Genomic DNA, 24,710 nt, shown 5'->3' on the forward strand with positions numbered 1-24,710 from the left:
CCTCAAAGCTGTGCTTTGAGCAACCTGCGGTTAGCTTTCTAGTTTAATCTTTGATTTTCATTGAGTATAAGAAGGAGAAATCATGACTTTATTACAATTGCAAGATGTTACCTACCGTTATAAGAACACTGCTGAGGCAGTTTTATATCAGATCAAGTATAATTTTGAACCTGGAAAATTTTATAGTATCATTGGTGAGTCAGGAGCTGGAAAATCCACTCTCTTGTCTCTACTGGCTGGTCTAGATAGCCCTGTTGAAGGTTCTATCCTTTTTCAAGGAGAGGACATTCGGAACAAGGGATACTCTTACCATCGTATGCACCATATTTCCCTGGTCTTTCAAAATTATAACTTGATAGATTATCTTTCTCCGCTGGAAAATATCCGCTTGGTCAACAAAAAGGCAAGCAAGGATACGCTTCTTGAGCTTGGTTTGGATGAAAGTCAGATCAAGCGGAATGTTCTCCAGTTATCAGGTGGTCAACAACAACGTGTAGCCATCGCTCGCAGTTTGGTATCAGAAGCTCCGGTTATTCTAGCTGATGAGCCAACAGGAAATCTGGATCCTAAAACTGCTGGAGATATTATCGAACTGCTCAAATCACTTGCCGAGAAAACAGGTAAATGTGTGATCGTCGTCACCCACAGTAAAGAAGTGGCACAAGCGTCAGATATTACACTTGAATTGAAGAATAAGAAACTAACTGAAACTCGCAATACTACAAAATAAGATGAGCTTGTTTTCATAGAATTATAAAATCAAATCTAGAAAGGGAACCTATGTTACACAACGCATTTGCCTATGTTACAAGGAAGTTTTTCAAATCGATTGTTATCTTCCTGATTATTCTCCTCATGGCGAGCTTGAGTTTGGTCGGCTTGTCGATCAAGGGAGCTACAGCCAAGGCTTCTCAGGAGACCTTTAAAAATATCACCAATAGTTTCTCCATGCAAATCAATCGTCGCGTCAATCAAGGAACGCCACGTGGTTCTGGAAATATCAAGGGTGAGGATATCAAAAAAATCACCGAAAATAAGGCCATCGAGTCTTATGTTAAACGCATCAATGCTATCGGAGATTTGACTGGATATGACCTCATCGAAACACCAGAAACCAAGAAAAATCTCACTGCTGACCGTGCCAAGCGTTTTGGAAGTAGTTTGATGATTACAGGTGTCAATGACTCCTCTAAAGAAGATAAGTTTGTCTCTGGCTCATATAAGCTGGTTGAAGGTGAGCACCTAACTAACGACGACAAGGACAAGATTCTCATGCACAAGGACTTGGCAGCCAAACATGGCTGGAAAGTTGGAGATAAGGTCAAATTGGACTCTAATGTCTATGATGCAGACAATGAAAAAGGAGCCAAGGAAACAGTCGAAGTGACAATCAAGGGACTCTTTGATGGTCACAATAAGTCGGCAGTCACCTACTCACAAGAACTTTACGAAAATACTGCTATCACAGACATCCATACGGCTGCTAAACTTTATGGCTACACAGAAGACACAGCCATTTATGGGGACGCAACTTTCTTTGTAACAGCGGACAAGAACTTGGATGACGTCATGAAAGAGTTGAATGGCATCAGCGGTATCAACTGGAAGAGCTACACACTTGTGAAGAGTTCCTCTAACTACCCAGCTCTAGAGCAATCCATTTCTGGTATGTACAAGATGGCCAACCTCCTTTTCTGGGGTAGCTTGAGCTTCTCAGTTCTTCTCCTTGCACTCTTGCTCAGTCTTTGGATCAATGCCCGTCGCAAGGAAGTGGGAATTCTCCTCTCTATCGGTCTCAAGCAGGCAAGTATCTTGGGTCAATTTATCACAGAATCAATCTTGATTGCTATCCCTGCTCTCGTTTCTGCTTACTTCCTAGCCAACTATACAGCTCGTGCAATCGGAAACACCGTCCTTGCCAATGTTACTTCAGGTGTTGCCAAGCAAGCCAGCAAGGCAGCTCAAGCCTCTAATCTTGGTGGTGGTGCAGAAGTAGACGGCTTTAGCAAGACCTTGTCGAGCCTAGATATTTCTATTCAGACATCAGACTTCATCATCGTCTTTGTCCTTGCCTTGGTTCTAGTGGTTCTCGTTATGGCGCTTGCTTCAAGCAATCTCCTCAGAAAACAACCAAAAGAGCTCTTGCTCGATAGCGAATAAAAAAACTTGCTACCTATTCTCCCCTAAATGGGGTATAATATAGGTAGCATTTTTATCTATTTCATCTTGATAATACTCTTCGAAAATCAAATTCAAACCACGTCAGCTTCACCTTGCCGTACTCAAGTACAGCCTGCGGCTAGCTTCCTAGTTTGCTCTTTGATTTTCATTGAGTATAAGGACTCTTCCTATCAGGATGAAACAGAGATGATTTACAAGAAATTTAAAGGAATGTGAAACGTTTTTTCTATGAAAATTTTAATTGTAGAAGATGAAGAGATGATTCGTGAGGGGATCAGTGACTATTTGACGGATTGTGGTTATGAAACCATTGAGGCAGCGGACGGTCAAGAAGCTCTGGAAAAATTTTCCAGCTATGAAGTTGCTCTAGTACTACTGGATATCCAGATGCCCAAGCTTAATGGCCTAGAAGTCCTAGCGGAGATTCGTAAGACCAGTCAGGTTCCTGTCTTGATGCTGACAGCCTTTCAGGATGAGGAATACAAGATGAGTGCCTTTGCCTCTCTAGCAGACGGCTATCTGGAAAAACCCTTCTCCCTCTCCCTTTTAAAAGTGAGGGTAGACGCGATTTTCAAGCGATACTACGATACGGGACGAGTCTTCTCCTATAAGGATACCAAGGTGGACTTTGAGAGTTACAGCGCAAGCCTAGCAGGTCAAGAAGTGGCCATCAATGCCAAGGAGTTGGAAATTCTGGACTATCTGGTGAAAAATGAAGGCCGGGCCTTGACTCGTTCTCAGATTATCGATGCTGTCTGGAAGGCGACAGATGAGGTCCCCTTTGACCGTGTTATTGATGTCTATATCAAGGAACTGCGGAAAAAGCTAGACTTGGATTGCATCCTCACTGTGCGCAATGTTGGTTATAAATTGGAGCGAAAATGAAACGAACAGGTTTATTTACAAAGATATTTATCTATACCTTCTCTATTTTTAGTGTTCTGGTTATTTGTCTTCATTTAGCCATTTATTTTCTCTTTCCCTCGACTTATCTGAGCCACCGTCAGGAAACCATTGGCCAGAAAGCGACAGCCATTGCCCAGTCCCTGGATGGAAAAGATAGGCAGAATATTGAGCAAGTCTTAGACTTGTATTCCCAGACCAGTGATATCAAAGGAGCTGTCAAGGGAGAGATGACGGAGGATAAGTTAGAAGTCAAGGATAATTTTCCACTAGATACAGCTCGCCAGACAACTTCGCTCTTCATTGAGGAGCGTGATGTGAAAACGCAAGACGGTGGCACCATGACTCTCCAGTTTCTGTCTTCCATGGATTTGCAAAAGGAAGCAGAGCAGATTAGTCTCCAGTTTCTCCCCTATACCTTACTGGCATCCTTTCTGATTTCCCTCTTGGTGGCCTACATCTATGCTCGGACCATTGTTGCCCCGATTTTGGAAATCAAGCGGGTGACCCGTCGGATGATGGACCTAGATGCTCAAGTGCGATTGCGCGTGGATTCTAAGGATGAAATTGGTGATCTCAAGGAACAAATCAATAGCCTTTACCAGCATCTTTTGACAGTTATTGCGGACTTGCATGACAAGAATGAAGCCATTCTCCAGCTGGAGAAGATGAAGGTTGAGTTCCTACGAGGGGCTTCTCATGAATTGAAAACTCCACTGGCTAGTTTGAAAATCCTAATCGAAAATATGAAAGAAAATATCGGTCGTTATAAGGATAGAGACCACTATCTTGGAGTTGCCTTGGGGATTGTGGACGACCTCAGTCACCACGTTCTCCAGATATTGTCTCTTTCTTCTGTACAGGAATTGCGAGAGGAGAAAGAAGAGGTTGACCTCCTTCAGATGACACAAAGTCTAGTCAAGGATTATGCTTTGCTCGCCAAGGAGAAAGAACTTCAGATAGACAATCGCTTGACCCATCAGCAGGCTTACATAAACCCATCTGTCATGAAACTAATTCTATCGAATCTCATCAGTAATGCTATCAAGCACTCCACTCTAGGCGGCTTGATCCGTATCGGAGAAAGAGAAGGGGAACTCTTTATCGAGAATAGCTGTAGTCCTGAAGAACAAGAAAAATTGGCCCAGTCTTTTTCTGAAAATGCCAGTCGCAAGGCCAAGGGTTCGGGGATGGGACTCTTTGTGGTCAAAAGTTTATTAGAACATGAGAAATTACCTTATCATTTTGAGATGCAAGATGATCGCTTGACCTTTTTCATACGTTATCCTAAAGTCGTGCAAGACTAAGGGAAAGAAAGGGTTTACATTGATTGGGCTAGAAGAAATTCAATCTAAAGTATGGGAAAAACTAGCTTTTTTTATCAAAAAGTGATAAAATGAACAATGTAAATGGGATGTCCCAAAAAATATATAGGAGGCCTGACAAATGGCAATCGTTTCAGCAGAAAAATTTGTCCAAGCAGCTCGTGACAACGGTTATGCAGTTGGTGGATTTAACACAAACAACCTTGAGTGGACTCAAGCTATCTTGCGCGCAGCAGAAGCTAAAAAAGCTCCAGTTTTGATCCAAACTTCAATGGGTGCTGCTAAATACATGGGTGGTTACAAAGTTGCTCGCAACTTGATCGCTAACCTTGTTGAGTCAATGGGTATCACTGTACCAGTAGCTATCCACCTTGACCACGGTCACTACGAAGATGCACTTGAGTGTATTCAAGTTGGTTATACTTCAGTTATGTTTGACGGTTCACACCTTCCAGTTGAAGAAAACCTTGAAAAAGCTCGTAAAGTTGTAGAATTTGCTCACGCAAATGGTGTGTCAGTAGAAGCTGAAGTTGGAACTATCGGTGGTGAAGAAGACGGAATCATCGGTGATGGTGAATTGGCTCCAATCGAAGATGCTAAAGCAATGGTTGCAACTGGTATCGACTTCTTGGCAGCTGGTATCGGTAACATCCACGGTCCATACCCTGCAAACTGGAAAGGTCTTCACCTTGACCACTTGCAAAAATTGACTGAAGCTGTACCAGGATTCCCAATCGTATTGCACGGTGGTTCAGGTATTCCTGATGACCAAATCCAAGCAGCTATCAAACTTGGTGTTGCGAAAGTTAACGTTAACACTGAATGCCAAATCGCATTCGCTAACGCAACTCGTAAATTTGCTCGTGACTACGAAGCAAACGAAGCAGAATACGACAAGAAGAAACTCTTCGACCCACGTAAATTCTTGGCTGACGGTGTAAAAGCTATCCAAGCATCAGTTGAAGAACGTATCGACGTATTCGGTTCAGAAGGTAAAGCTTAATCTAGCTGAACAATACAAATCAGAAACCTGCCCATGAGGGTGGGTTTTTTGGTGTAGATAGCTTTAAAAAATCTTAATTTGATAGAAACTTACCCTATATTTCCATTCTTTACATGAACTAAAGTTATTATATTTTGTATAGATTTTATATTATCCTTTTGCTATAATTGAATTAACTAATTTGTAAGCGTCAGGGAGTTTATAGACAATTTCTGAAGTATTATTTAATATCATTAATTTAACTCTATACTAGAAGTTAGGGGAGCCAATGATTTTAAATGGTTAGTAAATAGTGGAGAGGTTATTATCAAATATGAAAGAAAACATAATCAGTTTTTTTCAGTTTTTTTTTGGAAAAGAAAAATCAAAGAGGTTCATACTCACAGTGAGGCTAGTGTTAGACGAGTTTTTAGGTCTATTGCACAGAATGGATTTGATTATTATGGTGAGTCAGTACCTTATGGACGGGCTAAGTGGTTTATTGAGTCAGAAAAAGAATTTTATAATGAATTCTCTAATATTGAATTTGAATATTTTGGCTACTCTCCGGTTAGAAGTTTAAAGGAAGAAGATTTCAAAGAATATGGTTTACTCTTGACCCAGTATGGAATTTTCGAAAAAATGCAAATCAAGGATCAAGAAAGGTGTAATGTACAATTTTTTCCATTTTCCAATTTATGGAAAGTAGAGGTAGATGATAATGATCAGTTAGCATTTTACTATCCATATGGGATTATTAAACGTTTGAATGTCTCGAATAGTTTGAACTATGTTGTTAGGGAATTGAATGAATTGATTGCCTCTGGGTATACAAATGATGTACAAGTTGAAAATTTAAATACACAGTTATTAAAAATTGGTAAAAAGAATGTTAATTCAACTACCTTTAAAAGAGGAACTGAAATAGGATTTGTTTCTTGGATTTTATTAAGTGTAGGTGATAGATTGCATAAAGCTCAAATAAATGCAATGGTTAGTGCTCCATCTGGGCATGGGCATGCTGCTGAGTATGCAAATAATCTAATGGATAAGATTAAATATCCATTCCACCATGTAAGACAAACTGGTCAAGATAATGCTAAAAATGGTGCGGATAGAATGGTTGGAAATCAAAAGATTCAAACTAAGTACTATAACAATGCTAGAGGTACTGTAAATGCAGCTTTCGAATCTAAAAGCGAAGGGGGAATGTATAAGTATAAAGGAATGCAATTGGAAGTTCCTAAAGACCAGTATGATAGAGCAGTGGAATTATTTGAAGAAAAAATTAGACAGGGAAAAGTTGAGGGAGTTAATAATCCAGCTGAGGCAAAAACTATCATCAGAAAAGGTCATATTACCTATAATGAAGCAAAATTGATAGCCAAAGGAGGTAATTTGACCTCGATTAAATTTGATGCAATTGATGGAGCTATTAATTCATTACCAGGTGTAGGTATAAGCTTTGTTATTGTCTTTTCTCAGGCTAAATGGTCTGGAGCTGAAACGAAGGATGCTGCATTGATGGCAGGTAAAGCAGGATTACGAACCCTAGCTATGGGAACTAGTATCTATGTTGCCTCACAGCAATTCGCAAAAATATTTACAAAACAAATTAATGAATTTTTTGGAAAAAAAATTACAGCTGAAGTGGTTGCAAGACGAGCTGCACCAGTGATATCGTTCGCTGTTATCATGGGTCCAGATATTTTTGAAGCGCTTGTTGGAAGAATTTCTTCACAACAGCTATTAAAAAATGCAGCAGTTGCTGGGGGCGGTATGATGGCAGGAGCTGGTGCAGGTGCGGTTGGTGGTGCAATTGCTGGACCAATAGGAGCATTAGCGGGTGCGATTATAGGAGGAATTGCAGGAGGAATAGGAGCAAAAGCAATTGCGGATCAATTCATAGAAGATGACCGTGTGGAAATGTTTGCTCAATTAAAAGAAGAGTTCATTGATATTGTGATGGTTATTTCGCTATCTCAGAAAGAGTTTAATAAAATCCAAGAAGATGTCTTTAATGAACAATTAGAAACTTTATTGAAGGATATGTTCCAGAGAAAAGAAAATAGTCGAACTTATGCGAAAGAGTTTGTTGAGGAAAAAGTTAAATCTGTCATAAAAGATAGAAAGCGGGTTGAGTTGAAGGAAATTATTGAGGCTGTCCAAGTAATAAATGATGTTCAAGACTCATCGGAATCAGGATGGAATCAAAATAATGGTGCTTGGTACTATCTAAATAATAGCGGTTCATTAGCAAGGGGGTGGATTCAAGATAATGAACATTGGTACTATCTAAGTGATGATGGCGTCCTAGTAACTGGTTGGTTAGAATATAATGATGTCTGGTATTACTTGAAAGATAATGGAGCTATGGCGACAGGTTGGATTCAAGATTCAGGAAAATGGTATTATTTAAAAGAGGACGGATCAATGTTAACTGGTTGGTACCAAATTGGCGAAAAATGGTATTATTCATATTCATCAGGAGAACTCGCAGTTAGCACTACCATAGACGGGTATAGAGTTAATGAAAATGGGGAATGTATTGATTAAATTGAATATTTGAGATAAAAACACTTTTAATACAACCTGCCCATCGGGCAGGTCTTTTTGGTGTTTTAAGGAAACTATTAAACCAGAATTTTGGATTAAAAATAGCATTTTAAGAGTGAAATCTCTAATTTCATAATCTGTAGGCAAACGCTTGCATTCTGTTTTTTATTGGACTATAATAGGTTGGTATAAAGCCTTCTGTAATAATAAAATTTAGGAGGTTTAGAAAGTAAGGATTTAGAATATTTGTAGTCAAAAATACAATGTTGCTATTCCTTACTGTAGGGAGATAGATATGGCAATGATAGAAGTGGAACATCTTCAGAAAAATTTTGTAAAGACAGTAAAGGAGCCAGGCTTGAAGGGGGCTTTGCGCTCCTTTATTCATCCTGAAAAGCAGACCTTTGAAGCGGTCAAGGATTTGACCTTTGAGGTTCCCAAGGGGCAGATTTTAGGCTTTATCGGGGCCAATGGTGCTGGGAAGTCGACGACTATTAAGATGCTGACAGGGATTTTGAAACCGACATCTGGTTTTTGTCGGATTAACGGCAAGATTCCGCAGGACAATCGTCAGGATTATGTTAAGGATATTGGTGTGGTCTTTGGACAACGCACCCAGCTATGGTGGGATTTGGCTCTGCAAGAGACCTACACGGTCTTGAAAGAAATTTACGATGTGCCGGACTCGCTCTTTCACAAGCGCATGGACTTTTTGAATGAGGTCTTGGATTTGAAGGACTTTATCAAAGACCCCGTGCGCACTCTTTCACTGGGGCAACGGATGCGAGCGGATATTGCGGCTTCCTTGCTCCACAATCCCAAGGTTCTCTTTTTAGATGAGCCGACTATTGGTTTGGACGTTTCGGTCAAGGACAACATTCGTCGCGCCATCACCCAGATCAATCAAGAGGAAGAGACCACCATTCTCTTGACCACTCACGACCTGAGTGATATTGAGCAACTCTGTGATCGGATTTTTATGATTGACAAGGGGCAGGAGATTTTTGATGGAACGGTCAGCCAGCTCAAGGAAACCTTTGGTAAGATGAAGACACTCTCCTTTGAACTGCTACCAGGTCAAAGTCATCTCCTTTCTCACTATGAAGGCCTGCCTGATATGACCATTGATAGACAAGGAAATAGCCTTAATATTGAATTCGATAGTTCCCGCTACCAGTCAGCTGATATTATCAAGCAAACCTTGTCTGATTTTGAGATCCGCGATTTGAAGATGGTTGATACGGATATTGAGGATATTATCCGTCGCTTCTACCGAAAGGAGCTCTAAGATGGTCAAATTGTGGAGACGTTATAAACCCTTTATCAATGCAGGGGTTCAGGAGTTGATTACCTACCGAGTCAACTTTATTCTTTATCGGATTGGCGATGTCATGGGTGCTTTTGTGGCCTTTTATCTCTGGAAGGCGGTCTTTGATTCCTCGCAGGAGTCCTTGATTCAGGGCTTCAGTATGGCAGATATCACTCTCTACATCATTATGAGTTTTGTAACCAATCTTCTGACTAGGTCGGATTCTTCCTTTATGATTGGTGATGAGGTCAAGGATGGTTCCATTATCATGCGCTTGTTGAGACCAGTGCATTTTGCAGCTTCTTACCTCTTTACGGAACTTGGATCCAAGTGGTTGATTTTTATCTCTGTTGGACTGCCATTTTTAAGTGTCATTGTATTGATGAAAATCTTATCTGGACAAGGGGTTATAGAAGTACTGGGATTAACCATCCTTTATCTCTTTAGCTTAACCCTAGCCTACCTGATTAACTTTTTCTTTAATATCTGTTTTGGATTTTCTGCCTTTGTATTTAAAAATCTTTGGGGTTCCAATCTACTCAAGACTTCCATAGTTGCCTTTATGTCTGGAAGTTTGATTCCCTTGGCTTTCTTTCCTAAAATCATTTCAGACATTCTCTCCTTCTTGCCTTTTTCATCCTTGATCTACACTCCAGTTATGATTATTGTTGGAAAATACGATGCTAATCAGATTCTTCAGGCGCTTTTGCTACAGTTCTTCTGGCTCTTGGTGATGCTTGGCTTGTCTCAGTTGATCTGGAAACGAGTCCAGTCATTCATCACTATTCAGGGAGGTTAGTATGAAAAAATATCAACGCATGCATCTGATTTTTATCAGACAATACATCAAACAAATCATGGAATACAAGGTGGATTTTGTGGTTGGTGTCTTGGGAGTTTTTCTGACTCAAGGCTTGAATCTCTTGTTTCTCAATGTGCTCTTTCAACACATCCCTTCTCTAGAAGGCTGGACTTTTCAGGAGATTGCATTTATTTATGGTTTTTCCTTGATTCCCAAGGGATTGGACCATCTCTTTTTTGACAATCTTTGGGCTCTAGGGCAACGCTTGGTGCGAAAAGGGGAGTTTGACAAATACCTGACTCGTCCCATCAATCCTCTCTTTCATATCCTAGTTGAGACCTTTCAAATTGATGCCTTGGGCGAACTCTTGGTCGGTGGCATTTTACTAGGGACAACGGTGTCTAGCATTGCTTGGACTCTTCCCAAATTCCTGCTTTTCCTAGTCTGTATTCCTTTTGCAACCTTGATTTATACTTCCTTGAAAATCGCGACAGCCAGTATCGCTTTTTGGACCAAGCAGTCAGGCGCCATGATTTACATTTTTTATATGTTTAATGACTTTGCCAAGTATCCGATTTCCATTTACAATTCGCTTCTTCGTTGGTTGATTAGTTTTATCGTGCCTTTCGCCTTTACAGCCTACTATCCTGCCAGTTATTTCTTGCAGGACAAGGATGTACTCTTTAATATCGGTGGGTTGATTTTGATTTCCCTTGTTTTCTTTGTCATTTCCTTGAAACTATGGGACAGAGGTTTAGACGCCTACGAAAGTGCAGGATCGTAAATAATCGAATATCAAAGCCTTGTCTTAGGACAGGCTTTTTCTAATGGTGATGAAAATTTCTTGACATCTATTTTCAGAGTGCTATACTAAAAGGGTAATCGCCGATTTAGCTCAGTTGGTAGAGCAACGCACTCGTAACGCGTAGGTCACAGGTTCAAGCCCTGCAATCGGCAGAATGAGGAAGTCCAAACGGGCTTCTTTTTTTGTAAATATAGAAAAGGTGGAACGTTTGAGATAGGTTCTATTTAACGTCTGAAACTCCTGCTTATAAATAAAAACTAAAATTTATATTTTGTGGTATAATATATTTTAATAAGCACTTGTTTTCGTTCCGTTTTAGAGGACTATAGGCTGTTAATCATTCTAGAATTTTTTGCATAGGTTTTCTAAAAATTATAAAAATCCGTGGATAATAACGAATGAAGTCTCGCAAGCTTGGCTGAATATAAATCAAAAAGGAGAAAATTATGAATAAGAAAGAACGAGAAAAACAATTTGAAGAGGTCAATGGACGTAAGCGGTCTGAATCAAAGTCGGCTCCGAATAAAAATATAAAAATCTATATTGGCCTAGCACTCGCTGCTTCAGTCACTCTCATCTTGGTAAGTATTTTCTCGCATTCTTTGATTAGAAAGAGTCAAATCAAGCATCGTCTGCCGTTTCAACTACAGAGTCAACAAGTCAATCGTCTACAAACCAAGGAAAAATAGATGAGACTGATAAGGATAAACAAGAGGAAATTCAAAAACTCAAGAATCAACTGACTGCTTTAGATACCAAAATTACGGAAGCAGAAGCACTTGTTAGCAAGTTGAAGAAAGAAACTACCGTTCCAAAACTAGATATTGAAGCAATCAAGAACAATGATTTGTCTAGTTTAGAAGGTACTTGGCGTAGTCAATCTGGCAATGAATATATCATTAAGAATTCTGGAGAAGTAGATGCGACTTGGTTTACAAATGATCAAAAGTACGAATCTGTAGTTGGATTAAAGGTATCAAAAGGTCAAGATAGTCGTAACCCTGAGACAGCTTCTATCAGTGCATGGGTAAAAGATTCTGTTGCTGGAGGATTTGTAGTAGTTGCTGTTCCAAGCGGAGTTGTTATGCAACCTGGGGATGATGGAAAGATTACGGATAAAAGTAATCATGCTGAGGAAAGACTTTTTTCTGGACAACAATATGAAGCGATGTTAATGAAACCAGAAGATGTTTATTATCGTGTGAAACCAGATGCCAGTAAACTTGATGAAGAGGAGAAGAATTTAGCTCAACTACAGGCTGAGCGTGAAGCAATCAAATCTTCTCTAGAATCTAAGGAAAAGAAAAACTAGATTGTATTCGTTCAAAAATACTGTTACAATCGGCAGAATCAAGAAGCTCATTAGGGCTTCTTTTCTTTTGCCAGAAATATTCAACCACTTAAACTGAGATATAGACCAGATAGGCAAAAGGCCTTGTTCTGGGGGAAACCCTCTACTATAATGATTTTTGTAAGGGACGTGAGGGGTCAGTATCAGACAACTCAAGTCAATAAAAAAAGAAAATGGAGACAAAAAAATGAAAAAATTATTGGGACTTGTATTTTTAGTAGCAGCAGCGCTAGTATTGTATTTCGGATCTGTTGGCTGGCCAAGTTTGGATGTCAACCTCTGGTCACTCATTCCGGTAGGATTGTTCCTCTATTTCACGATAGAAAACTTTTTGAAAAAAGACTACAAGTCTAGTCTCATGTGCTTGATCATTGCCTTTATCATTGCAAATGCTATTTTGGACCTTTTGCCAATTTCAAGTGGTTTGGTGATTGGTGCAGGAGTGCTAGCTTGTGTAGGACTTGGCTACCTCTTTCCTGATAAAGATAAAAAAGAAGGCAAGTAGAAAAGTCTCGAGAAACCTCGAGACTTTGTTTTTATTTACCAGCGTAATATTTTTGGATGCCTTTCACAATACCTGCGACTAGTCTATCTTGGTATCGATCCTCACGAATACGTTGATTCTCAGTGAAATTATCCATATAACCGAGTTCTAGGAGGACGGCTGGTTTGGCAGTCTCGCGTAGAACGGCAAAGCTACTTTCCAATAAGCCAGCATCCTTGGCACCAGTTTCGGCTAGGAGAGAGGAGTGGATAGCAGCAGCGAGGCGTTTGCTTTCACTCATACGATCAGGGTGATTGTGCCAGTATTTATTGATCTTACTTGGATAATCAGGTTCATCGCTATAGGAGTAGGTTTGAATACCGCTCGCTTTCGAGTGAATGTTTCCAGTAGCATTGAAATGGATACTGATAAAGATATCAGAGTTGGTTTTATTTACCATTCTTGAACGCTCAGTCTTAAAATCAACATCGATATCACTGTCACGTGATGTGAGGACAGTATAACCTAATTCTTCTAATTTCTTACGCAGTTTGCGATAGATTTGCATGTTGAGATCTTTTTCGGCTACATTGTAGTAAAAGGCACCTGAATCTCGACCACCATGCCCGGGATCAAGGAAGATCGTTTTACTGTATTGACCTTTTACAAATCCACCTTCGGTTGAAACTTCAGAAATCCATTGACCGTATTTTTGGAACAAATGTTCCTTTCCATCTATCTTGTAGGTTCCTGAAACATAATGGCCACTATCGTCCAAATAGTAACGAGCCTTGTAATAATCGTCGTAAATCCACTCATTCTTGGCCATATAGCCACCAGACTTGAGATAGTAGGCTCCAATCCATTCACGAGCTGCATAGGTTCCATTCGCTTTTAGATAGAACCAACTGTTGTAGGCCTTGTCAAAGATCCACTCTTTTTCAGCCATGGCTCCACTAGATTTGAGGTAGTAGCTTCCTTTCCATTTATTGGAAAGCATGACTCCATTTTGTTCAAAAGCATACCAAGTTCCTTTTATTTTCTCCCATTTGTCTTGGCTGTATTTCCCATATTCATTAGCGTAATACCAATTTTCATTGATTCTCACCCAGGAGTTTTCCGCCATAGCCCCGCTACTGCCGAGCAGGTAAGCACCAACGGTCGTTTTGCTGAGCATCACACCGTTTTTGTCAAAATAATACCATGAACCGTTGACTTTCTCCCATTTGTCTTGCGAGATTCTGCCAGATGGTGTGACATAATACCAATTTTGGTCAACCTTCACCCAGCCATTCTCAGCCATAGCCCCGCTTTTAGTAAGGAGATAACCATCAACGATTGTCTGACTGAGCATGACACCATCTTTGTCAAAGTAGTACCAAACTCCTCCGATTTTTTTCCATGTTTGTTGGATGATTTTTCCAGACTCACTGACGTAGTACCATTTACCCTCAAGAGCTACCCAGCCATTTTCTACCATGACCCCGTCTTTATTGAGAACATAGCCATCAAAGATGGTATCACTGAGTCGATTTCCATCGTTGTCAAAATAGTACCACTTATCTTGAATTTTTTTCCATTTGAGGACAGGCTGATTGTTTTCATAGAAACGCCACTGCTTGTTTTCTTCCTGCCATCCTTCTTTTTTAGGTGCTTCTTCTTTTGCCTTGTCTTTTGGAAGTGTTGCAACCTCCTCTTCATTTTTAATTGAAAGATCTTTCTTATCTTCCTTAGAGTTGCTTAGCTCGGTGGTAGCAGGAGGATTAGCATTGTTTTCTTCCGCATGGATAGGTGCTTGTGCCAATCCTGCTATTGAAAGGATAACAGCACTTGCCAATATAAACTTTTTCAACGATATTCTCCAATCATTTTTTTCTAAGAAATATTATAAAATATGTCTGGCAGTTTATCAATTATCAAACTGAACTTCTTCTAGTAAGTATTCGATAAAGCGTTCGCCCATCTTAGATAGGCTAGTTTTTTCATGCTGGATATAGACTAGTTCAATTGGGTCGTCAATGTCCAGCGGGATGGAAACGATATTGTCTCCGTTGAGGTTACTGTTCAAAATCCCTGTTGCAATGGTGTAACCATCCAAACCAATCAAAAGGTTAAAGAGGGTGGCACGGTCACTGACTACGATGGATTTCTTATGGTGTTCTTGTGAAAGAATCTCCTCTGAAAAGTAGAAGGAGTTGTGCGTCCCCTGGTCATAACTCAGATAAGGAAAGTCTTCCAAATCAGCCAGTTTGACCTTGTCTTTTTTAGCTAGAGGGTTGGTCTTGCTGACAAAGATATGGGGTTGGGCTGTGAAGAGGTGGTGCGCTAGCAGGTGATTGTCATCCAGCATTTTCGTTAAAACATCGCGGTTGTAGCTGTTTAAAAAGAGGACACCGACCTCGCTACGGAAATTCTTGACGTCATCGATAATCTCCCAAGTCCGAGTTTCACGAAGGAAGAGCTCGTATTTTTCCATATCACTTTTCTTGAGCAAAGAGACAAAGGCATTGACTACAAAGGCATAGTGCTGAGAGGAAACGCTGAAAAGTTCGCGGTGGGCGATAGGATTTTTATAACGTTCCTCCAGAAGCTGAGTTTGCTCGACAACTTGACGAGCGTAGGAGAGAAACTCCATCCCATCACGGGTCAAGGTGATGCCCTTGGGATTGCGAATAAAGATTTCAATGCCCATTTCATTTTCCAAGTCTCGAACGGCATTAGAGAGACTGGGTTGGGTGATAAAGAGCTGCTTGGCTGCCTCATTCATAGAGCCAGTTTCGACGATTTTGATAATATAGTGTAGTTGTTGAATTCTCATGTTTTTATTGTACCATACTTGCGGAAGAATGGGCAATGAAGACGAAGAAAATAGGGGGAAAGAGCCTGTCCAGTATTGAAAAAAAGTCTAGAATTTGCTAAAATGGAAGCTATGAAAACATTCTATGATGTGCAGCAATTTCTCAAACAGTTTGGCATTATTGTTTACATGGGGAAGCGCTTGTATGATATTGAACTGATGAAGCTCGAACTCTCTCGGATCTATGATGCAGGTCTGATGGATAAGTTAGACTATCTAGAGGCGGAAGCTGTTCTTCGCAGAGAGCACAAGATAGAATTAGACTACTTAGAGAAAAATGGAGATAAGAACTTATGACAATTTGGATTTTATGGGGAATTGTACTAGCGATGGCGGCGTGGATGGGTTATAACTACCTTCGTATTCGTCGTGCGGCTAAGATTGTGGACAATGCAGAATTTGAAGACTTGATTCGAAAAGGGCAATTGATTGATGTCCGTGAACCAGCAGAATTTCACAGAAAACATATCCTCGGAGCTCGCAATATTCCTTCAAATCAGTTGAAGTCAAGCCTTGCAGCCCTTCGCAAGGATAAACCTGTCCTTCTCTACGAAAACCAACGTGGACAACGAGTGACCAATGCAGCACTTTATCTGAAAAAACAAGGTTTCTCTGAGATTTATATCCTTTCTTATGGATTGGATTCTTGGAAAGGGAAAGTGAAGAATAGTTAACATTCTGTAAAAAACTATCGAATGATAGATAAAGCTAGTATCTTAAGGTATCATCATTTATATTAAATTTAAGGAGATTTTATAATATGAATTCACAACAAAAGAAAAAACCTTCACTTATTTTAGGTATCTTATCGATCGTCCTTGGTTTGCTATCTCCAATAGTAGGTCTGGTTTTGGGGATCATAGGATTGGTCTTGGCTTTTTCATACCAAAAAGAGTCACAATTAGACTATAAGACAGAAAAGATTCTCAATATCGTAGGACTTGTAGTTTCTGTCCTTAACTGGATATTAGCCATTGCAATAGTTTTTAGATAAGCAAAAACAAAAAAAGCTTCAAACATAAAGCTTTTTTCTTTTATCCACTTTTCTCTAAATAGTTTTTAATGATCTCTAATTCTTCTGGATTCAAGGGACGGAATTGACCTTCAGCTAGGTCAGGGTCTAAAGTGAAATCACCGAACTGAACTCGTTTTAGAGAGGTCACCTTGACACCAACAGATAGAAACATCTTCTTGACTTGATGAAACTTGCCTTCAGAGATGGTGATGGAGGCTTGACTAGAGGAAGGACTTGAGGACAGAATTTCTAGCTGAGCAGGTTTACAGGTGGTCCCATCTAAAAAGACAATCCCATCTTTGAATTTTTGGATATGGTCTGACGTGAGCAGTCCATTGACCTCTACTTGATAGGATTTATCGACATGGTACTGGGGATGGAGGAGCTGAAAACCAAGAGGTCCATTGTCTGTCAGAAGGAGCAGTCCCGTTGTATCGCGGTCTAGTCTGCCGACAGCATAGAGTTGGTCAGACTGGATGTCAGGTGGGAGGAGGTTCATGACGGTTGGGAGTTTCTTATCCTTGCTAGCTGTAACGACTCCGTTTGGCTTATGAAGCATGAGGTAGTTGTGCTCGTAGCCTTGGATTTGTCGTCCTTGAAAGACTAATTTCTGCAACCCAGTGTCGACATTTTGAGCGAGTGAGCGAGCTGGACAATCATCTACTAGGATTTCTTTTTTTAATAGAGCCTGTTTCATAGCCTTGCGACTGACCTTTTCTTGGGCTAATAATCTATCTAAACGCATACCAGCTTATCTTATCATAAGTCTCTGACTTTGAAAAGAGTTGCCTTGACTAGAAAAGCAGAGTGAAAACATTTACACTTAGCTGAACTGTGATTTTTGAATGAGACTGTGGTATAATTGTTCAGTTAGAAATAAAAATTTAAATATTAGAGGAAATCATGACAAAATTAAGAGAAGATATCCGTAACATTGCGATTATCGCCCACGTTGACCACGGAAAAACAACCCTCGTTGACGAATTATTGAAACAATCTGAAACTCTTGATGCACGTACTGAATTGGCAGAGCGTGCTATGGACTCAAACGATATCGAAAAAGAGCGTGGAATTACCATCCTTGCTAAAAATACGGCTGTTGCTTACAACGGAACTCGTATCAACATCATGGACACACCAGGACACGCGGACTTCGGTGGAGAAGTTGAGCGTATTATGAAAATGGTTGACGGTGTTGTCTTGGTCGTAGATGCCTACGAAGGAACCATGCCACAGACTCGTTTCGTATTGAAAAAAGCCTTGGAACAAGACCTTGTCCCAATCGTGGTTGTCAACAAAATCGACAAACCATCAGCTCGTCCAGCAGAAGTAGTGGATGAAGTCTTGGAACTCTTCATCGAGCTTGGTGCAGATGATGACCAGCTTGATTTCCCGGTTGTTTATGCTTCAGCAATTAACGGAACATCTTCCTTGTCAGATGATCCGGCTGACCAAGAAAAAACAATGGCGCCAATCTTTGACACCATCATCGACCATATCCCAGCTCCAGTAGACAACTCAGATGAGCCTTTGCAGTTCCAAGTGTCACTTTTGGACTACAATGACTTCGTAGGTCGTATCGGTATCGGTCGTGTCTTCCGTGGTAGTGTGAAAGTTGGGGACCAAGTTACTCTTTCTAAACTAGATGGTACAACGAAGAACTTCCGTGTTACAAAACTTTTCGGTTTCTTTGGTTTGGAACGTCGCGAAATCCAAGAAGCTAAAGCAGGTGACTTGATTGCTGTTTCCGGTATGGAAGATATCTTTGTTGGTGAAACTATTACTCCGACAGACGCAGTTGAAGCTCTTCCAATCCTACACATCGATGAGCCAACTCTTCAAATGACTTTCTTAGTCAACAATTCACCATTTGCTGGTAAAGAAGGTAAATGGGTAACGTCTCGTAAGGTGGAAGAACGCTTGCAAGCAGAATTGCAAACAGACGTATCCCTTCGTGTTGACCCAACTGATTCACCAGATAAATGGACGGTTTCAGGTCGTGGAGAATTGCACTTGTCAATCCTGATCGAAACTATGCGTCGTGAAGGCTATGAGCTTCAAGTATCTCGTCCAGAAGTTATCGTAAAAGAAATCGACGGTGTTAAATGTGAGCCATTTGAACGTGTGCAAATCGATACTCCTGAAGAATACCAAGGATCTGTTATCCAAAGCCTTTCTGAACGTAAGGGTGAAATGTTGGATATGATTTCAACTGGTAATGGTCAAACTCGTTTGGTCTTCCTTGTTCCAGCGCGTGGTTTGATCGGATACTCAACTGAGTTCTTGTCAATGACTCGTGGTTACGGTATCATGAACCATACCTTCGACCAATACTTGCCATTGATTCCTGGTGAAATTGGTGGACGTCACCGTGGTGCCCTTGTTTCCATCGATGCTGGTAAGGCTACAACTTACTCAATCATGTCTATCGAAGAGCGTGGAACCATCTTTGTCAACCCAGGTACTGAGGTTTACGAAGGAATGATCATCGGTGAAAACTCTCGTGAGAATGACTTGACAGTGAATATCACCAAGGCCAAACAAATGACCAACGTCCGTTCAGCTACTAAGGATCAAACAGCGGTTATCAAAACTCCTCGTATCTTGACCCTGGAAGAGTCTCTTGAGTTCTTGAACGACGATGAGTACATGGAAGTAACGCCTGAGTCTATCCGTTTGCGTAAGCAAATTCTCAACAAGGCAGAGCGCGAGAAAGCCAATAAGAAGAAAAAATCAGCTGAGTAAGAGCTAGAAAGAGATAAAGATGGTCTATTTAATCATAGGAATCCTCTTATTACTACTCTATGTATTTGCGACACCACAAAGCATTAAAGGAACAGTCAACATCGTTATCTTGGTCTTTGTAGTTGTTGCACTCTTGATTTTGCTGATGTTGTCCATCTTGCAGATCTTCCAATTACCGACAGAATTCTTTGTCACAATCGCCATGCTGGCTCTAGCCTACTTTAGCTTGAGAGACATTACACTCATGCCTGTAAAAAAGGGTAAAAGAAGATAATAGAAGAGGCTGGGTAATGACTCAATTTGAGGAGAAAATCTAGCAAATTTTTCCCTGATAAAACGCATAATATCAAGGTTTTTGAATGCCTGATATTATGCGTTTTTATGATTTTTAAAACTTTTTGAGCGACCTATTAGAAAGTGGATACTCTTACAATTATTTTGGAAATAATTTAATTTCTGATTTAACGTATATTTTCTCAGAAGGACTATTATTCCAACTTTTTCAAGGGTAGTCTTATTTTGGACCGAAAGAAAAAGATTGAAGAAATCGTCCAAAATGAACTTTTCTTCAATCTGGAGGTTCGTACCTCTTTTTTTATTTCTTTTTCCGATTTAATACTGCATTGAGGACAATGGCGAGGAGGCTTGCCACGACGATTCCGTTTGAGAAGAACATTTGGAATGCTGTTGGCATGCTGACGAAGAGATTACTATTGTTGAGTCCGACACCTGCAGCGATTGAAACAGCTGCGATAAGGAAGTTGTGTTCATTGTTAGCAAAGTCAACGCGGGCGAGGATTTGCATCCCTTGAAGGGAAACAAAACCAAACATAACCAGCATAGCACCACCAAGGACAGGACTCGGAATGATTTGGGCGAGGGCTCCAAACTTAGGAAGGAGTCCAAGGAGGACTAGGAAACCAGCTGCGTAGTAGATTGGCAGGCGAGTCTTGATACCAGATAATTTAACCAAGCCAACGTTTTGTGAAAATCCTGTGTAAGGGAAGGTGTTAAAGATTCCTCCGAGAAGTACAGCCAAACCTTCTGCGCGGTAACCGTTGCGAAGGCGCGTGCTGTCGATTGGGTCATTGGTAATATCAGACAAGGCCAGGTAAACACCAGTGGACTCAACCATAGACACCGTTGCAATGATACACATCATGACGATGGATGAGATTTCAAAAGTCGGTACACCAAAGTAGAGGGGAGTTGGGACATGGACAAGCGGTGCTGCAGCCACAGGAGAAAAGTCAACCAAGCCCATGGTAGCAGCAATGGCGGTTCCGACTACGAGACCAATCAAAATGGAGATAGACTTGATAAATCCTTTGGTAAAGATGTTGATCAAGAGGATAATCAGAACAGTGATAGCAGCAAGTAAGAGACTTTGACCAGTTGGCTCTGGAACATTATTTCCCATATTTCCAATAGCAACAGGAATCAAGGTCAATCCAATCGTGGTAATGACAGAGCCCGTTACGATAGATGGGAAAAGATTGGCAACTTTTGAGAAAATGCCTGAAATCAGAACTACATAAATCCCTGAAACGATAAGGGCACCAAACATAGCACCGCTACCGTGGCTTTGCCCAATCATAATTAAAGGAGCGACGGATTGGAAGGCAACCCCGAGAACGACTGGTAGTCCGACACCAAAGTATTTGTTGAGTTGAAGTTGGAGGAAGGTCGCCACCCCACACATGAAGATATCTGTGGAGATTAGGTAGGTCAACTGCTCAGCTGAATAGCCAAGAGCTGTCGCAATCATGATAGGAACCAGGATAGAACCTGAGTACATTGCTAGTAAGTGCTGTAAGCCAAGAACGGCTGCTTGCGAATGTTTTTCTTGTTTTTGCATTAGAGATCTGCCTCCTTAAATACGACCTGACCATTTTCGAAACAATCCAAGCGAGCCAGTGATAGGACTGGATACCCTGCTTTTTCAAGCAAATCACGACCATCTTGGAAAGATTTTTCAATCACGATACCAATCGCTTCAACTTTTGCTCCGGCCTGTTCGATGATTTGGATCAAGCCTTTGGCAGCTTGTCCATTTGCTAGGAAATCATCGATAATCAAGACCTTGTCCTCAGGTGAGAGGAATTTTCCAGCGATGGAAACGGTGCTGGTCACCTGCTTGGTAAAGGAGTAGACTTGGGCGGTTAAGATGCCTTCGTTCATGGTGATGTTTTTAGCTTTCTTTGCGAAAATCATGGGAACGTCTAAGGCTTCAGCTGTAAAAACAGCTGGGGCGATCCCTGAAGCTTCAATCGTTACAACCTTGGTAATGCCAGCAGACGTGAATTTTTCCGCAAAAACTTTACCAATCTCTCGCATCAAACGATAGTCAACTTGGTGGGTTAAAAAGGAATCTACCTTGAGGATGTTGTCACCCAAGATATGCCCATCCTGAAGGATGCGCTCTTCTAATAATTTCATAAGACCTCCTAAAGTCTAAACTCTTTTGTGTTTTTCTATCGCCTTTATCATCTCAAAAAGGGCTAGAAAAAAGGACCTACTTAACAGATAAGCAAGCCCTCAAAATAGGTATGTCTAAAAACATACCCTCAACAGACTTACTCATTGTTAGGTGTTCCGGCACCTTGTAGAAACGTCGTGCCAATTCACGACATAAACAAGTAAAATGGTACTATTATCAAACGCAATAGCGTTAATGTCATTATTTTACACTAAATAGCTTTAGAAATCAAATATTTTGTTAGTGTTTTAATGAAAAAAACGAACAAAAAAGAAACCTACAACGAGATACAGTATTGTAGGGTTCTATTATTCTATTCACTAAATCTTAAAAAATAACCATCAGGATCCAAAATCGCAAATTCATGAGGGTAAATAAAGCTATCTCCCACTCGAAATTCTCTTTTGGTCAGCGGACGATGGATAGGATAGTCAGCTTCCAGCAGTTTTTGGTGGAGCTGAGGGACATCTTCAATGCCAAAGGAAATATTGACACCGCGCCCGAAAGGATAGGTTAGTTGGGCTAATTCTTCTGTGCTGCCTTCTTCTAGCATAAGTTGGCAGCCTTCAAGCGAGAGGAAGAGAAATTTCTCCTCTGGACGCTCGTATTCGACAGAAAATCCCAGCAAGTCGCAGTAGAAGTGGCGTGACTTTTCGAGGTCAGATACTACAAATTCAGGAATGACAGCTTGATAGTTCATTAGCTTTCTCCTTAGAGTTCAATTTCCAATACAATCGGCGTATGGTCTTGACGCGCACCCGAGTCAATCATGTCAGACTTGGTCACCTTGTCAGCCACGCGGTTGCTAGTGAGCCAGTAGTCGATTCTCCAGCCTGTATTGTTGATTTTAGAAGTCTTGCTGCGTTGTGCCCACCAAGTATAACGCTCTGGGACATCGCCGTGAATGTGGCGAAAGGTATCGGTAAATCCAGTTGCCAAAAGGTTGGTAAATCCAGCACGTTCCTCGTCGGTAAATCCAGGTGAACGGCGGTTGCTGGCTGGATTGGCCAAGTCGATTTCCTTGTGGGCTACATTGTAGTCGCCAGTTGCGAGGACTGGTTTTTGTTCATCTAGTGTTGCCAAGTATTCAGCATATTTGATGTCCCAGACTTGACGCTCTTCCAAGCGTTTGAGACCGTCGCCAGCGTTTGGTGTGTATACTTGGGTCACGAAAAATGTATCAAATTCCAAGGTGATGATGCGACCTTCCAAGTCCATGGTAGAAGGAGCACCGATTTCTGGGAAGCTAATCGTTGGCGTGAGTCCTTTTTTATAAAGGAACATGGTTCCAGCGTAGCCTTTGCGAGCAGGTTCTTGGGAAGAACGCCAAGTGTTTTCATAACCTGGGAAGAGTTCTTCTAAAATTTCCAAGTGTTTTTTTGTAGGCCCTTTTGCAGAAAGCTTGGTTTCCTGAATAGCGATAATATCAGCATTTTCGGCTACCAAGGTTTGTAGGACTTCTTGGGACAATTTTGCACGAGCTGAGTCGCTCGTTAGGGCTGCATTGAGGGAATCAATATTCCATGAGATGAGTTTCATAAAGTTACCTTTTTCATTCAGATTATAGACTATATTATACCAAAAAAAGGCGCATTTCCCCAACGTATGGTTTGAAAAATCACCCTCTTTCGTTTATAATTAAGAATGATTTTATGAAAGGGAGTGAAAATACATGAAATTCTATTCTTATGACTATGTCCTCAGCCAAATCGGTCAACAAAATGGCATCATGATTGGTTTTGGAATCGTCTTATTAGCTGTTACAGGATTTTTTGCTTTTAAGGCTTACCATGATAAAAAGGGCACCAAGTTTCGTGAGTTGGTCATGATTTCAGCTTTGACCTTATTAGCTCTGCTTTTGGTCAGCATCACGACTTATCAAAACAATCAAGTTTCTAATAATAAATTTCAAGCTTCACTTCATTTCATCGAGCTTGTTTCCAAAGAATTGGGAGTAGACAAGTCAGAGATCTATGTCAATACTTCTGCGGATACTGATGGCGCACTTATCAAGGTAGGTGATCGCTATTATCGTGCCTTGAACGGAAGTGAGCCAGACAAGTACCTGTTAGAGAAAGTGGAATTGTATAAAACAGATGCAATTGAACTGGTGGAGGTGAACAAATGACACTCAATTATATCGAAATTTTAATTAAACTAGCCTTGGGTCTCTTTTCTCTGGTTTTTGTAATCAATGTGACAGGAAAGGGCAACCTAGCGCCTAACTCAGCGATAGATCAAATTCAGAACTATGTGCTAGGGGGTATCATCGGTGGGGTGATTTACAATAGCGCTATCAGTATCCTTCAGTATGCAGTTATCCTGATTATGTGGACCATTCTGGTCTTGACGCTCAAATGGCTGAACAACAATGTTCACTTTGTGAAACGTTTGATTGATGGGAAGCCAACCCTGCTCATTAAAAATGGGAAGATTGATCCAGAAGCCTGCCGTTCGGTTGGTTTGTCAGCAGCGGACGTAGCTCTTAAGCTCCGTAGCCAGGGAATTTTCCAAATGAAACAAGTCAAAAGAGCAATGCAGGAGCAAAACGGTCAACTCATCGTAGTCCAAATGGGAGATGAGAATCCCAAGTATCCTGTTGTCACAGACGGTGTTATCCAAGTCGAAATTTTGGAGACCATTGGTCGCAGCGAAGAGTGGCTGCTTGATAACCTCAGCAAACAAGGGTATGACAATGTTGCCAATATCTTTATCGCTGAGTATGACAAGGGTGTCGTCTCAGTCGTAACTTATGAATAAGAAAAACCTGGGGTCTTGTACTCTTCAAAAATCAAATTCAAACTGCGTCAACGTCGCCTTGCCGTATGTAGGTTACTGACTTCGTCAGTTCTATCTACAACCTCAAAGCAGTGCTTTGAGCAGCCTGCGGCTAGTTTCCTAGTTTGCTCTTTGATT

General features: G+C 40.9%; 24 protein-coding genes, 1 tRNA gene, 1 pseudogene and 1 riboswitch. Of the genes and pseudogenes, 19 read left to right on the forward strand and 7 right to left on the reverse strand.

Annotated elements, in window-relative coordinates; translation table 11 throughout:
* The first annotated feature begins 82 nt into the window (after nt 1-82).
* The 12 genes and pseudogenes from vex2 to FQT28_RS02755 all read left to right on the forward strand — a co-directional run bounded on the left by vex2 (nt 83) and on the right by FQT28_RS02755 (nt 12,719).
* Complete coding sequence (vex2, locus tag FQT28_RS02690) at nt 83-730, forward strand: ABC transporter ATP-binding subunit Vex2 (RefSeq protein WP_000173736.1); 648 nt, start codon at nt 83-85, stop codon at nt 728-730.
* 50 nt (nt 731-780) lie between these two features.
* The gene (gene vex3 / locus FQT28_RS02695; RefSeq protein ID WP_042902562.1) at nt 781-2,160 is read left to right on the forward strand and encodes an ABC transporter permease subunit Vex3; all 1,380 of its coding nucleotides are present in this window, start codon (nt 781-783) and stop codon (nt 2,158-2,160) included.
* A 249-nt stretch (nt 2,161-2,409) separates the two neighbouring features.
* Complete coding sequence (gene vncR, locus FQT28_RS02705) at nt 2,410-3,066, forward strand: response regulator transcription factor VncR (protein ID WP_000697942.1); 657 nt, start codon at nt 2,410-2,412, stop codon at nt 3,064-3,066.
* Nucleotides 3,063-4,391: a sensor histidine kinase VncS gene (gene vncS, locus FQT28_RS02710; protein WP_125450291.1), complete on the forward strand. Its 1,329-nt coding sequence runs from the start codon at nt 3,063-3,065 to the stop codon at nt 4,389-4,391. The genes vncR and vncS overlap by 4 nt, the downstream gene beginning before the upstream one ends.
* 139 nt (nt 4,392-4,530) lie before the next feature.
* Nucleotides 4,531-5,412, forward strand: a complete 882-nt coding sequence (locus FQT28_RS02715; protein ID WP_001019005.1) for a class II fructose-bisphosphate aldolase — start codon at nt 4,531-4,533, stop codon at nt 5,410-5,412.
* A gap of 621 nt (nt 5,413-6,033) precedes the next feature.
* Complete coding sequence (locus tag FQT28_RS10050; RefSeq protein WP_239822317.1) at nt 6,034-7,947, forward strand: N-acetylmuramoyl-L-alanine amidase family protein; 1,914 nt, start codon at nt 6,034-6,036, stop codon at nt 7,945-7,947.
* A gap of 295 nt (nt 7,948-8,242) precedes the next feature.
* Nucleotides 8,243-9,235, forward strand: coding sequence for an ABC transporter ATP-binding protein (locus FQT28_RS02730; protein ID WP_143989339.1), 993 nt, complete (start codon nt 8,243-8,245; stop codon nt 9,233-9,235).
* Between the two features lies 1 nt (nt 9,236).
* Nucleotides 9,237-10,055 (forward strand): ABC transporter permease, encoded by an 819-nt coding sequence (locus FQT28_RS02735; protein ID WP_143989340.1) that lies wholly within the window; start codon nt 9,237-9,239, stop codon nt 10,053-10,055.
* A gap of 1 nt (nt 10,056) precedes the next feature.
* Nucleotides 10,057-10,842 (forward strand): ABC transporter permease, encoded by a 786-nt coding sequence (locus FQT28_RS02740; protein WP_143989341.1) that lies wholly within the window; start codon nt 10,057-10,059, stop codon nt 10,840-10,842.
* Between the two features lie 100 nt (nt 10,843-10,942).
* A tRNA-Thr gene (locus FQT28_RS02745) sits at nt 10,943-11,015 on the forward strand.
* A 294-nt stretch (nt 11,016-11,309) separates the two neighbouring features.
* A pseudogene (locus tag FQT28_RS10205) lies at nt 11,310-12,175 on the forward strand (DUF6287 domain-containing protein).
* Between the two features lie 226 nt (nt 12,176-12,401).
* Nucleotides 12,402-12,719 (forward strand): hypothetical protein, encoded by a 318-nt coding sequence (locus tag FQT28_RS02755; protein WP_143989342.1) that lies wholly within the window; start codon nt 12,402-12,404, stop codon nt 12,717-12,719.
* A gap of 31 nt (nt 12,720-12,750) precedes the next feature.
* Here FQT28_RS02755 and FQT28_RS02760 read toward each other — a convergent pair whose 3' ends face one another.
* Together FQT28_RS02760 and FQT28_RS02765 are read right to left on the reverse strand one after the other, a co-directional pair.
* Nucleotides 12,751-14,550, reverse strand: coding sequence for an N-acetylmuramoyl-L-alanine amidase (locus FQT28_RS02760; RefSeq protein WP_143989343.1), 1,800 nt, complete (start codon nt 14,548-14,550; stop codon nt 12,751-12,753).
* Between the two features lie 57 nt (nt 14,551-14,607).
* Nucleotides 14,608-15,516 (reverse strand): LysR family transcriptional regulator, encoded by a 909-nt coding sequence (locus FQT28_RS02765; RefSeq protein WP_001222578.1) that lies wholly within the window; start codon nt 15,514-15,516, stop codon nt 14,608-14,610.
* Between the two features lie 102 nt (nt 15,517-15,618).
* Between FQT28_RS02765 and FQT28_RS02770 the strand changes: the two genes are divergently transcribed.
* The 3 genes from FQT28_RS02770 (at nt 15,619) to FQT28_RS02780 (ending at nt 16,549) form a co-directional block, all read left to right on the forward strand.
* Nucleotides 15,619-15,852 (forward strand): YqgQ family protein, encoded by a 234-nt coding sequence (locus FQT28_RS02770; RefSeq protein ID WP_070838353.1) that lies wholly within the window; start codon nt 15,619-15,621, stop codon nt 15,850-15,852.
* Nucleotides 15,849-16,229: a rhodanese-like domain-containing protein gene (locus FQT28_RS02775; RefSeq protein ID WP_143989344.1), complete on the forward strand. Its 381-nt coding sequence runs from the start codon at nt 15,849-15,851 to the stop codon at nt 16,227-16,229. Before FQT28_RS02770 ends, FQT28_RS02775 begins: the two co-directional genes overlap by 4 nt.
* Nucleotides 16,230-16,315: 86 nt before the next feature.
* Nucleotides 16,316-16,549 (forward strand): DUF4190 domain-containing protein, encoded by a 234-nt coding sequence (locus FQT28_RS02780; protein ID WP_125450283.1) that lies wholly within the window; start codon nt 16,316-16,318, stop codon nt 16,547-16,549.
* Nucleotides 16,550-16,589: 40 nt separating this feature from the next.
* On the opposite strand, the gene FQT28_RS02785 is transcribed toward FQT28_RS02780, so the two are convergent.
* Nucleotides 16,590-17,315 (reverse strand): 16S rRNA pseudouridine(516) synthase, encoded by a 726-nt coding sequence (locus tag FQT28_RS02785; RefSeq protein WP_125450282.1) that lies wholly within the window; start codon nt 17,313-17,315, stop codon nt 16,590-16,592.
* Between the two features lie 158 nt (nt 17,316-17,473).
* Here FQT28_RS02785 and typA point away from each other — a divergent pair, with 158 nt between their 5' ends.
* Together typA and FQT28_RS02795 are read left to right on the forward strand one after the other, a co-directional pair.
* On the forward strand, nt 17,474-19,315 hold the full coding sequence (gene typA, locus FQT28_RS02790; RefSeq protein WP_000164117.1) for a translational GTPase TypA: 1,842 nt from the start codon (nt 17,474-17,476) through the stop codon (nt 19,313-19,315).
* A gap of 19 nt (nt 19,316-19,334) precedes the next feature.
* On the forward strand, nt 19,335-19,589 hold the full coding sequence (locus FQT28_RS02795) for a DUF3165 family protein (protein ID WP_000262659.1): 255 nt from the start codon (nt 19,335-19,337) through the stop codon (nt 19,587-19,589).
* 321 nt (nt 19,590-19,910) lie between these two features.
* Here FQT28_RS02795 and FQT28_RS02800 read toward each other — a convergent pair whose 3' ends face one another.
* The 4 genes from FQT28_RS02800 to FQT28_RS02815 all read right to left on the reverse strand — a co-directional run bounded on the left by FQT28_RS02800 (nt 19,911) and on the right by FQT28_RS02815 (nt 23,333).
* Nucleotides 19,911-21,173, reverse strand: coding sequence for a nucleobase:cation symporter-2 family protein (locus FQT28_RS02800; RefSeq protein ID WP_061417289.1), 1,263 nt, complete (start codon nt 21,171-21,173; stop codon nt 19,911-19,913).
* A complete protein-coding gene (locus FQT28_RS02805; protein ID WP_143989345.1) occupies nt 21,173-21,754 on the reverse strand; it encodes a xanthine phosphoribosyltransferase in 582 nt (193 codons plus the stop codon). The genes FQT28_RS02800 and FQT28_RS02805 overlap by 1 nt, the downstream gene beginning before the upstream one ends.
* A gap of 124 nt (nt 21,755-21,878) precedes the next feature.
* Nucleotides 21,879-21,974: riboswitch (purine riboswitch) on the reverse strand.
* Nucleotides 21,975-22,107: 133 nt separating this feature from the next.
* Entirely contained in the window at nt 22,108-22,494 is a 387-nt protein-coding gene (locus FQT28_RS02810) for a bleomycin resistance protein (protein WP_143989346.1), read from the reverse strand.
* Between the two features lie 11 nt (nt 22,495-22,505).
* The gene (locus tag FQT28_RS02815) at nt 22,506-23,333 is read right to left on the reverse strand and encodes an exodeoxyribonuclease III (RefSeq protein WP_143989347.1); all 828 of its coding nucleotides are present in this window, start codon (nt 23,331-23,333) and stop codon (nt 22,506-22,508) included.
* 133 nt (nt 23,334-23,466) lie between these two features.
* Between FQT28_RS02815 and FQT28_RS02820 the strand changes: the two genes are divergently transcribed.
* Together FQT28_RS02820 and FQT28_RS02825 are read left to right on the forward strand one after the other, a co-directional pair.
* The gene (locus FQT28_RS02820) at nt 23,467-23,922 is read left to right on the forward strand and encodes a DUF3290 family protein (RefSeq protein WP_143989348.1); all 456 of its coding nucleotides are present in this window, start codon (nt 23,467-23,469) and stop codon (nt 23,920-23,922) included.
* Nucleotides 23,919-24,554, forward strand: coding sequence for a DUF421 domain-containing protein (locus FQT28_RS02825; protein WP_000174434.1), 636 nt, complete (start codon nt 23,919-23,921; stop codon nt 24,552-24,554). Before FQT28_RS02820 ends, FQT28_RS02825 begins: the two co-directional genes overlap by 4 nt.
* Nucleotides 24,555-24,710 lie beyond the last annotated feature (156 nt).

It is taken from the genome of Streptococcus oralis, from assembly GCF_901543815.1.
Classification (GTDB): domain Bacteria; phylum Bacillota; class Bacilli; order Lactobacillales; family Streptococcaceae; genus Streptococcus; species Streptococcus oralis_CM.

Excerpts from the sequence above, each read along its gene's own strand:
- FQT28_RS02825 (WP_000174434.1), top strand. The coding sequence starts at position 23,919 with ATGACACTCAATTATATCGAAATTTTAATTAAACTAGCCTTGGGTCTC.
- vncR (WP_000697942.1), top strand. The coding sequence starts at position 2,410 with ATGAAAATTTTAATTGTAGAAGATGAAGAGATGATTCGTGAGGGGATC.
- FQT28_RS02765 (WP_001222578.1), bottom strand. The coding sequence starts at position 15,516 with ATGAGAATTCAACAACTACACTATATTATCAAAATCGTCGAAACTGGC.
- typA (WP_000164117.1), top strand. The coding sequence starts at position 17,474 with ATGACAAAATTAAGAGAAGATATCCGTAACATTGCGATTATCGCCCAC.
- FQT28_RS02805 (WP_143989345.1), bottom strand. The coding sequence starts at position 21,754 with ATGAAATTATTAGAAGAGCGCATCCTTCAGGATGGGCATATCTTGGGT.
- FQT28_RS02810 (WP_143989346.1), bottom strand. The coding sequence starts at position 22,494 with ATGAACTATCAAGCTGTCATTCCTGAATTTGTAGTATCTGACCTCGAA.
- FQT28_RS02815 (WP_143989347.1), bottom strand. The coding sequence starts at position 23,333 with ATGAAACTCATCTCATGGAATATTGATTCCCTCAATGCAGCCCTAACG.
- FQT28_RS02770 (WP_070838353.1), top strand. The coding sequence starts at position 15,619 with ATGGAAGCTATGAAAACATTCTATGATGTGCAGCAATTTCTCAAACAG.
- FQT28_RS02795 (WP_000262659.1), top strand. The coding sequence starts at position 19,335 with ATGGTCTATTTAATCATAGGAATCCTCTTATTACTACTCTATGTATTT.
- vncS (WP_125450291.1), top strand. The coding sequence starts at position 3,063 with ATGAAACGAACAGGTTTATTTACAAAGATATTTATCTATACCTTCTCT.
- FQT28_RS02730 (WP_143989339.1), top strand. The coding sequence starts at position 8,243 with ATGGCAATGATAGAAGTGGAACATCTTCAGAAAAATTTTGTAAAGACA.
- vex2 (WP_000173736.1), top strand. The coding sequence starts at position 83 with ATGACTTTATTACAATTGCAAGATGTTACCTACCGTTATAAGAACACT.
- FQT28_RS02715 (WP_001019005.1), top strand. The coding sequence starts at position 4,531 with ATGGCAATCGTTTCAGCAGAAAAATTTGTCCAAGCAGCTCGTGACAAC.
- FQT28_RS02785 (WP_125450282.1), bottom strand. The coding sequence starts at position 17,315 with ATGCGTTTAGATAGATTATTAGCCCAAGAAAAGGTCAGTCGCAAGGCT.
- FQT28_RS02820 (WP_143989348.1), top strand. The coding sequence starts at position 23,467 with ATGAAATTCTATTCTTATGACTATGTCCTCAGCCAAATCGGTCAACAA.
- FQT28_RS02735 (WP_143989340.1), top strand. The coding sequence starts at position 9,237 with ATGGTCAAATTGTGGAGACGTTATAAACCCTTTATCAATGCAGGGGTT.
- vex3 (WP_042902562.1), top strand. The coding sequence starts at position 781 with ATGTTACACAACGCATTTGCCTATGTTACAAGGAAGTTTTTCAAATCG.
- FQT28_RS10050 (WP_239822317.1), top strand. The coding sequence starts at position 6,034 with ATGCAAATCAAGGATCAAGAAAGGTGTAATGTACAATTTTTTCCATTT.
- FQT28_RS02780 (WP_125450283.1), top strand. The coding sequence starts at position 16,316 with ATGAATTCACAACAAAAGAAAAAACCTTCACTTATTTTAGGTATCTTA.
- FQT28_RS02755 (WP_143989342.1), top strand. The coding sequence starts at position 12,402 with ATGAAAAAATTATTGGGACTTGTATTTTTAGTAGCAGCAGCGCTAGTA.
- FQT28_RS02775 (WP_143989344.1), top strand. The coding sequence starts at position 15,849 with ATGACAATTTGGATTTTATGGGGAATTGTACTAGCGATGGCGGCGTGG.
- FQT28_RS02740 (WP_143989341.1), top strand. The coding sequence starts at position 10,057 with ATGAAAAAATATCAACGCATGCATCTGATTTTTATCAGACAATACATC.
- FQT28_RS02800 (WP_061417289.1), bottom strand. The coding sequence starts at position 21,173 with ATGCAAAAACAAGAAAAACATTCGCAAGCAGCCGTTCTTGGCTTACAG.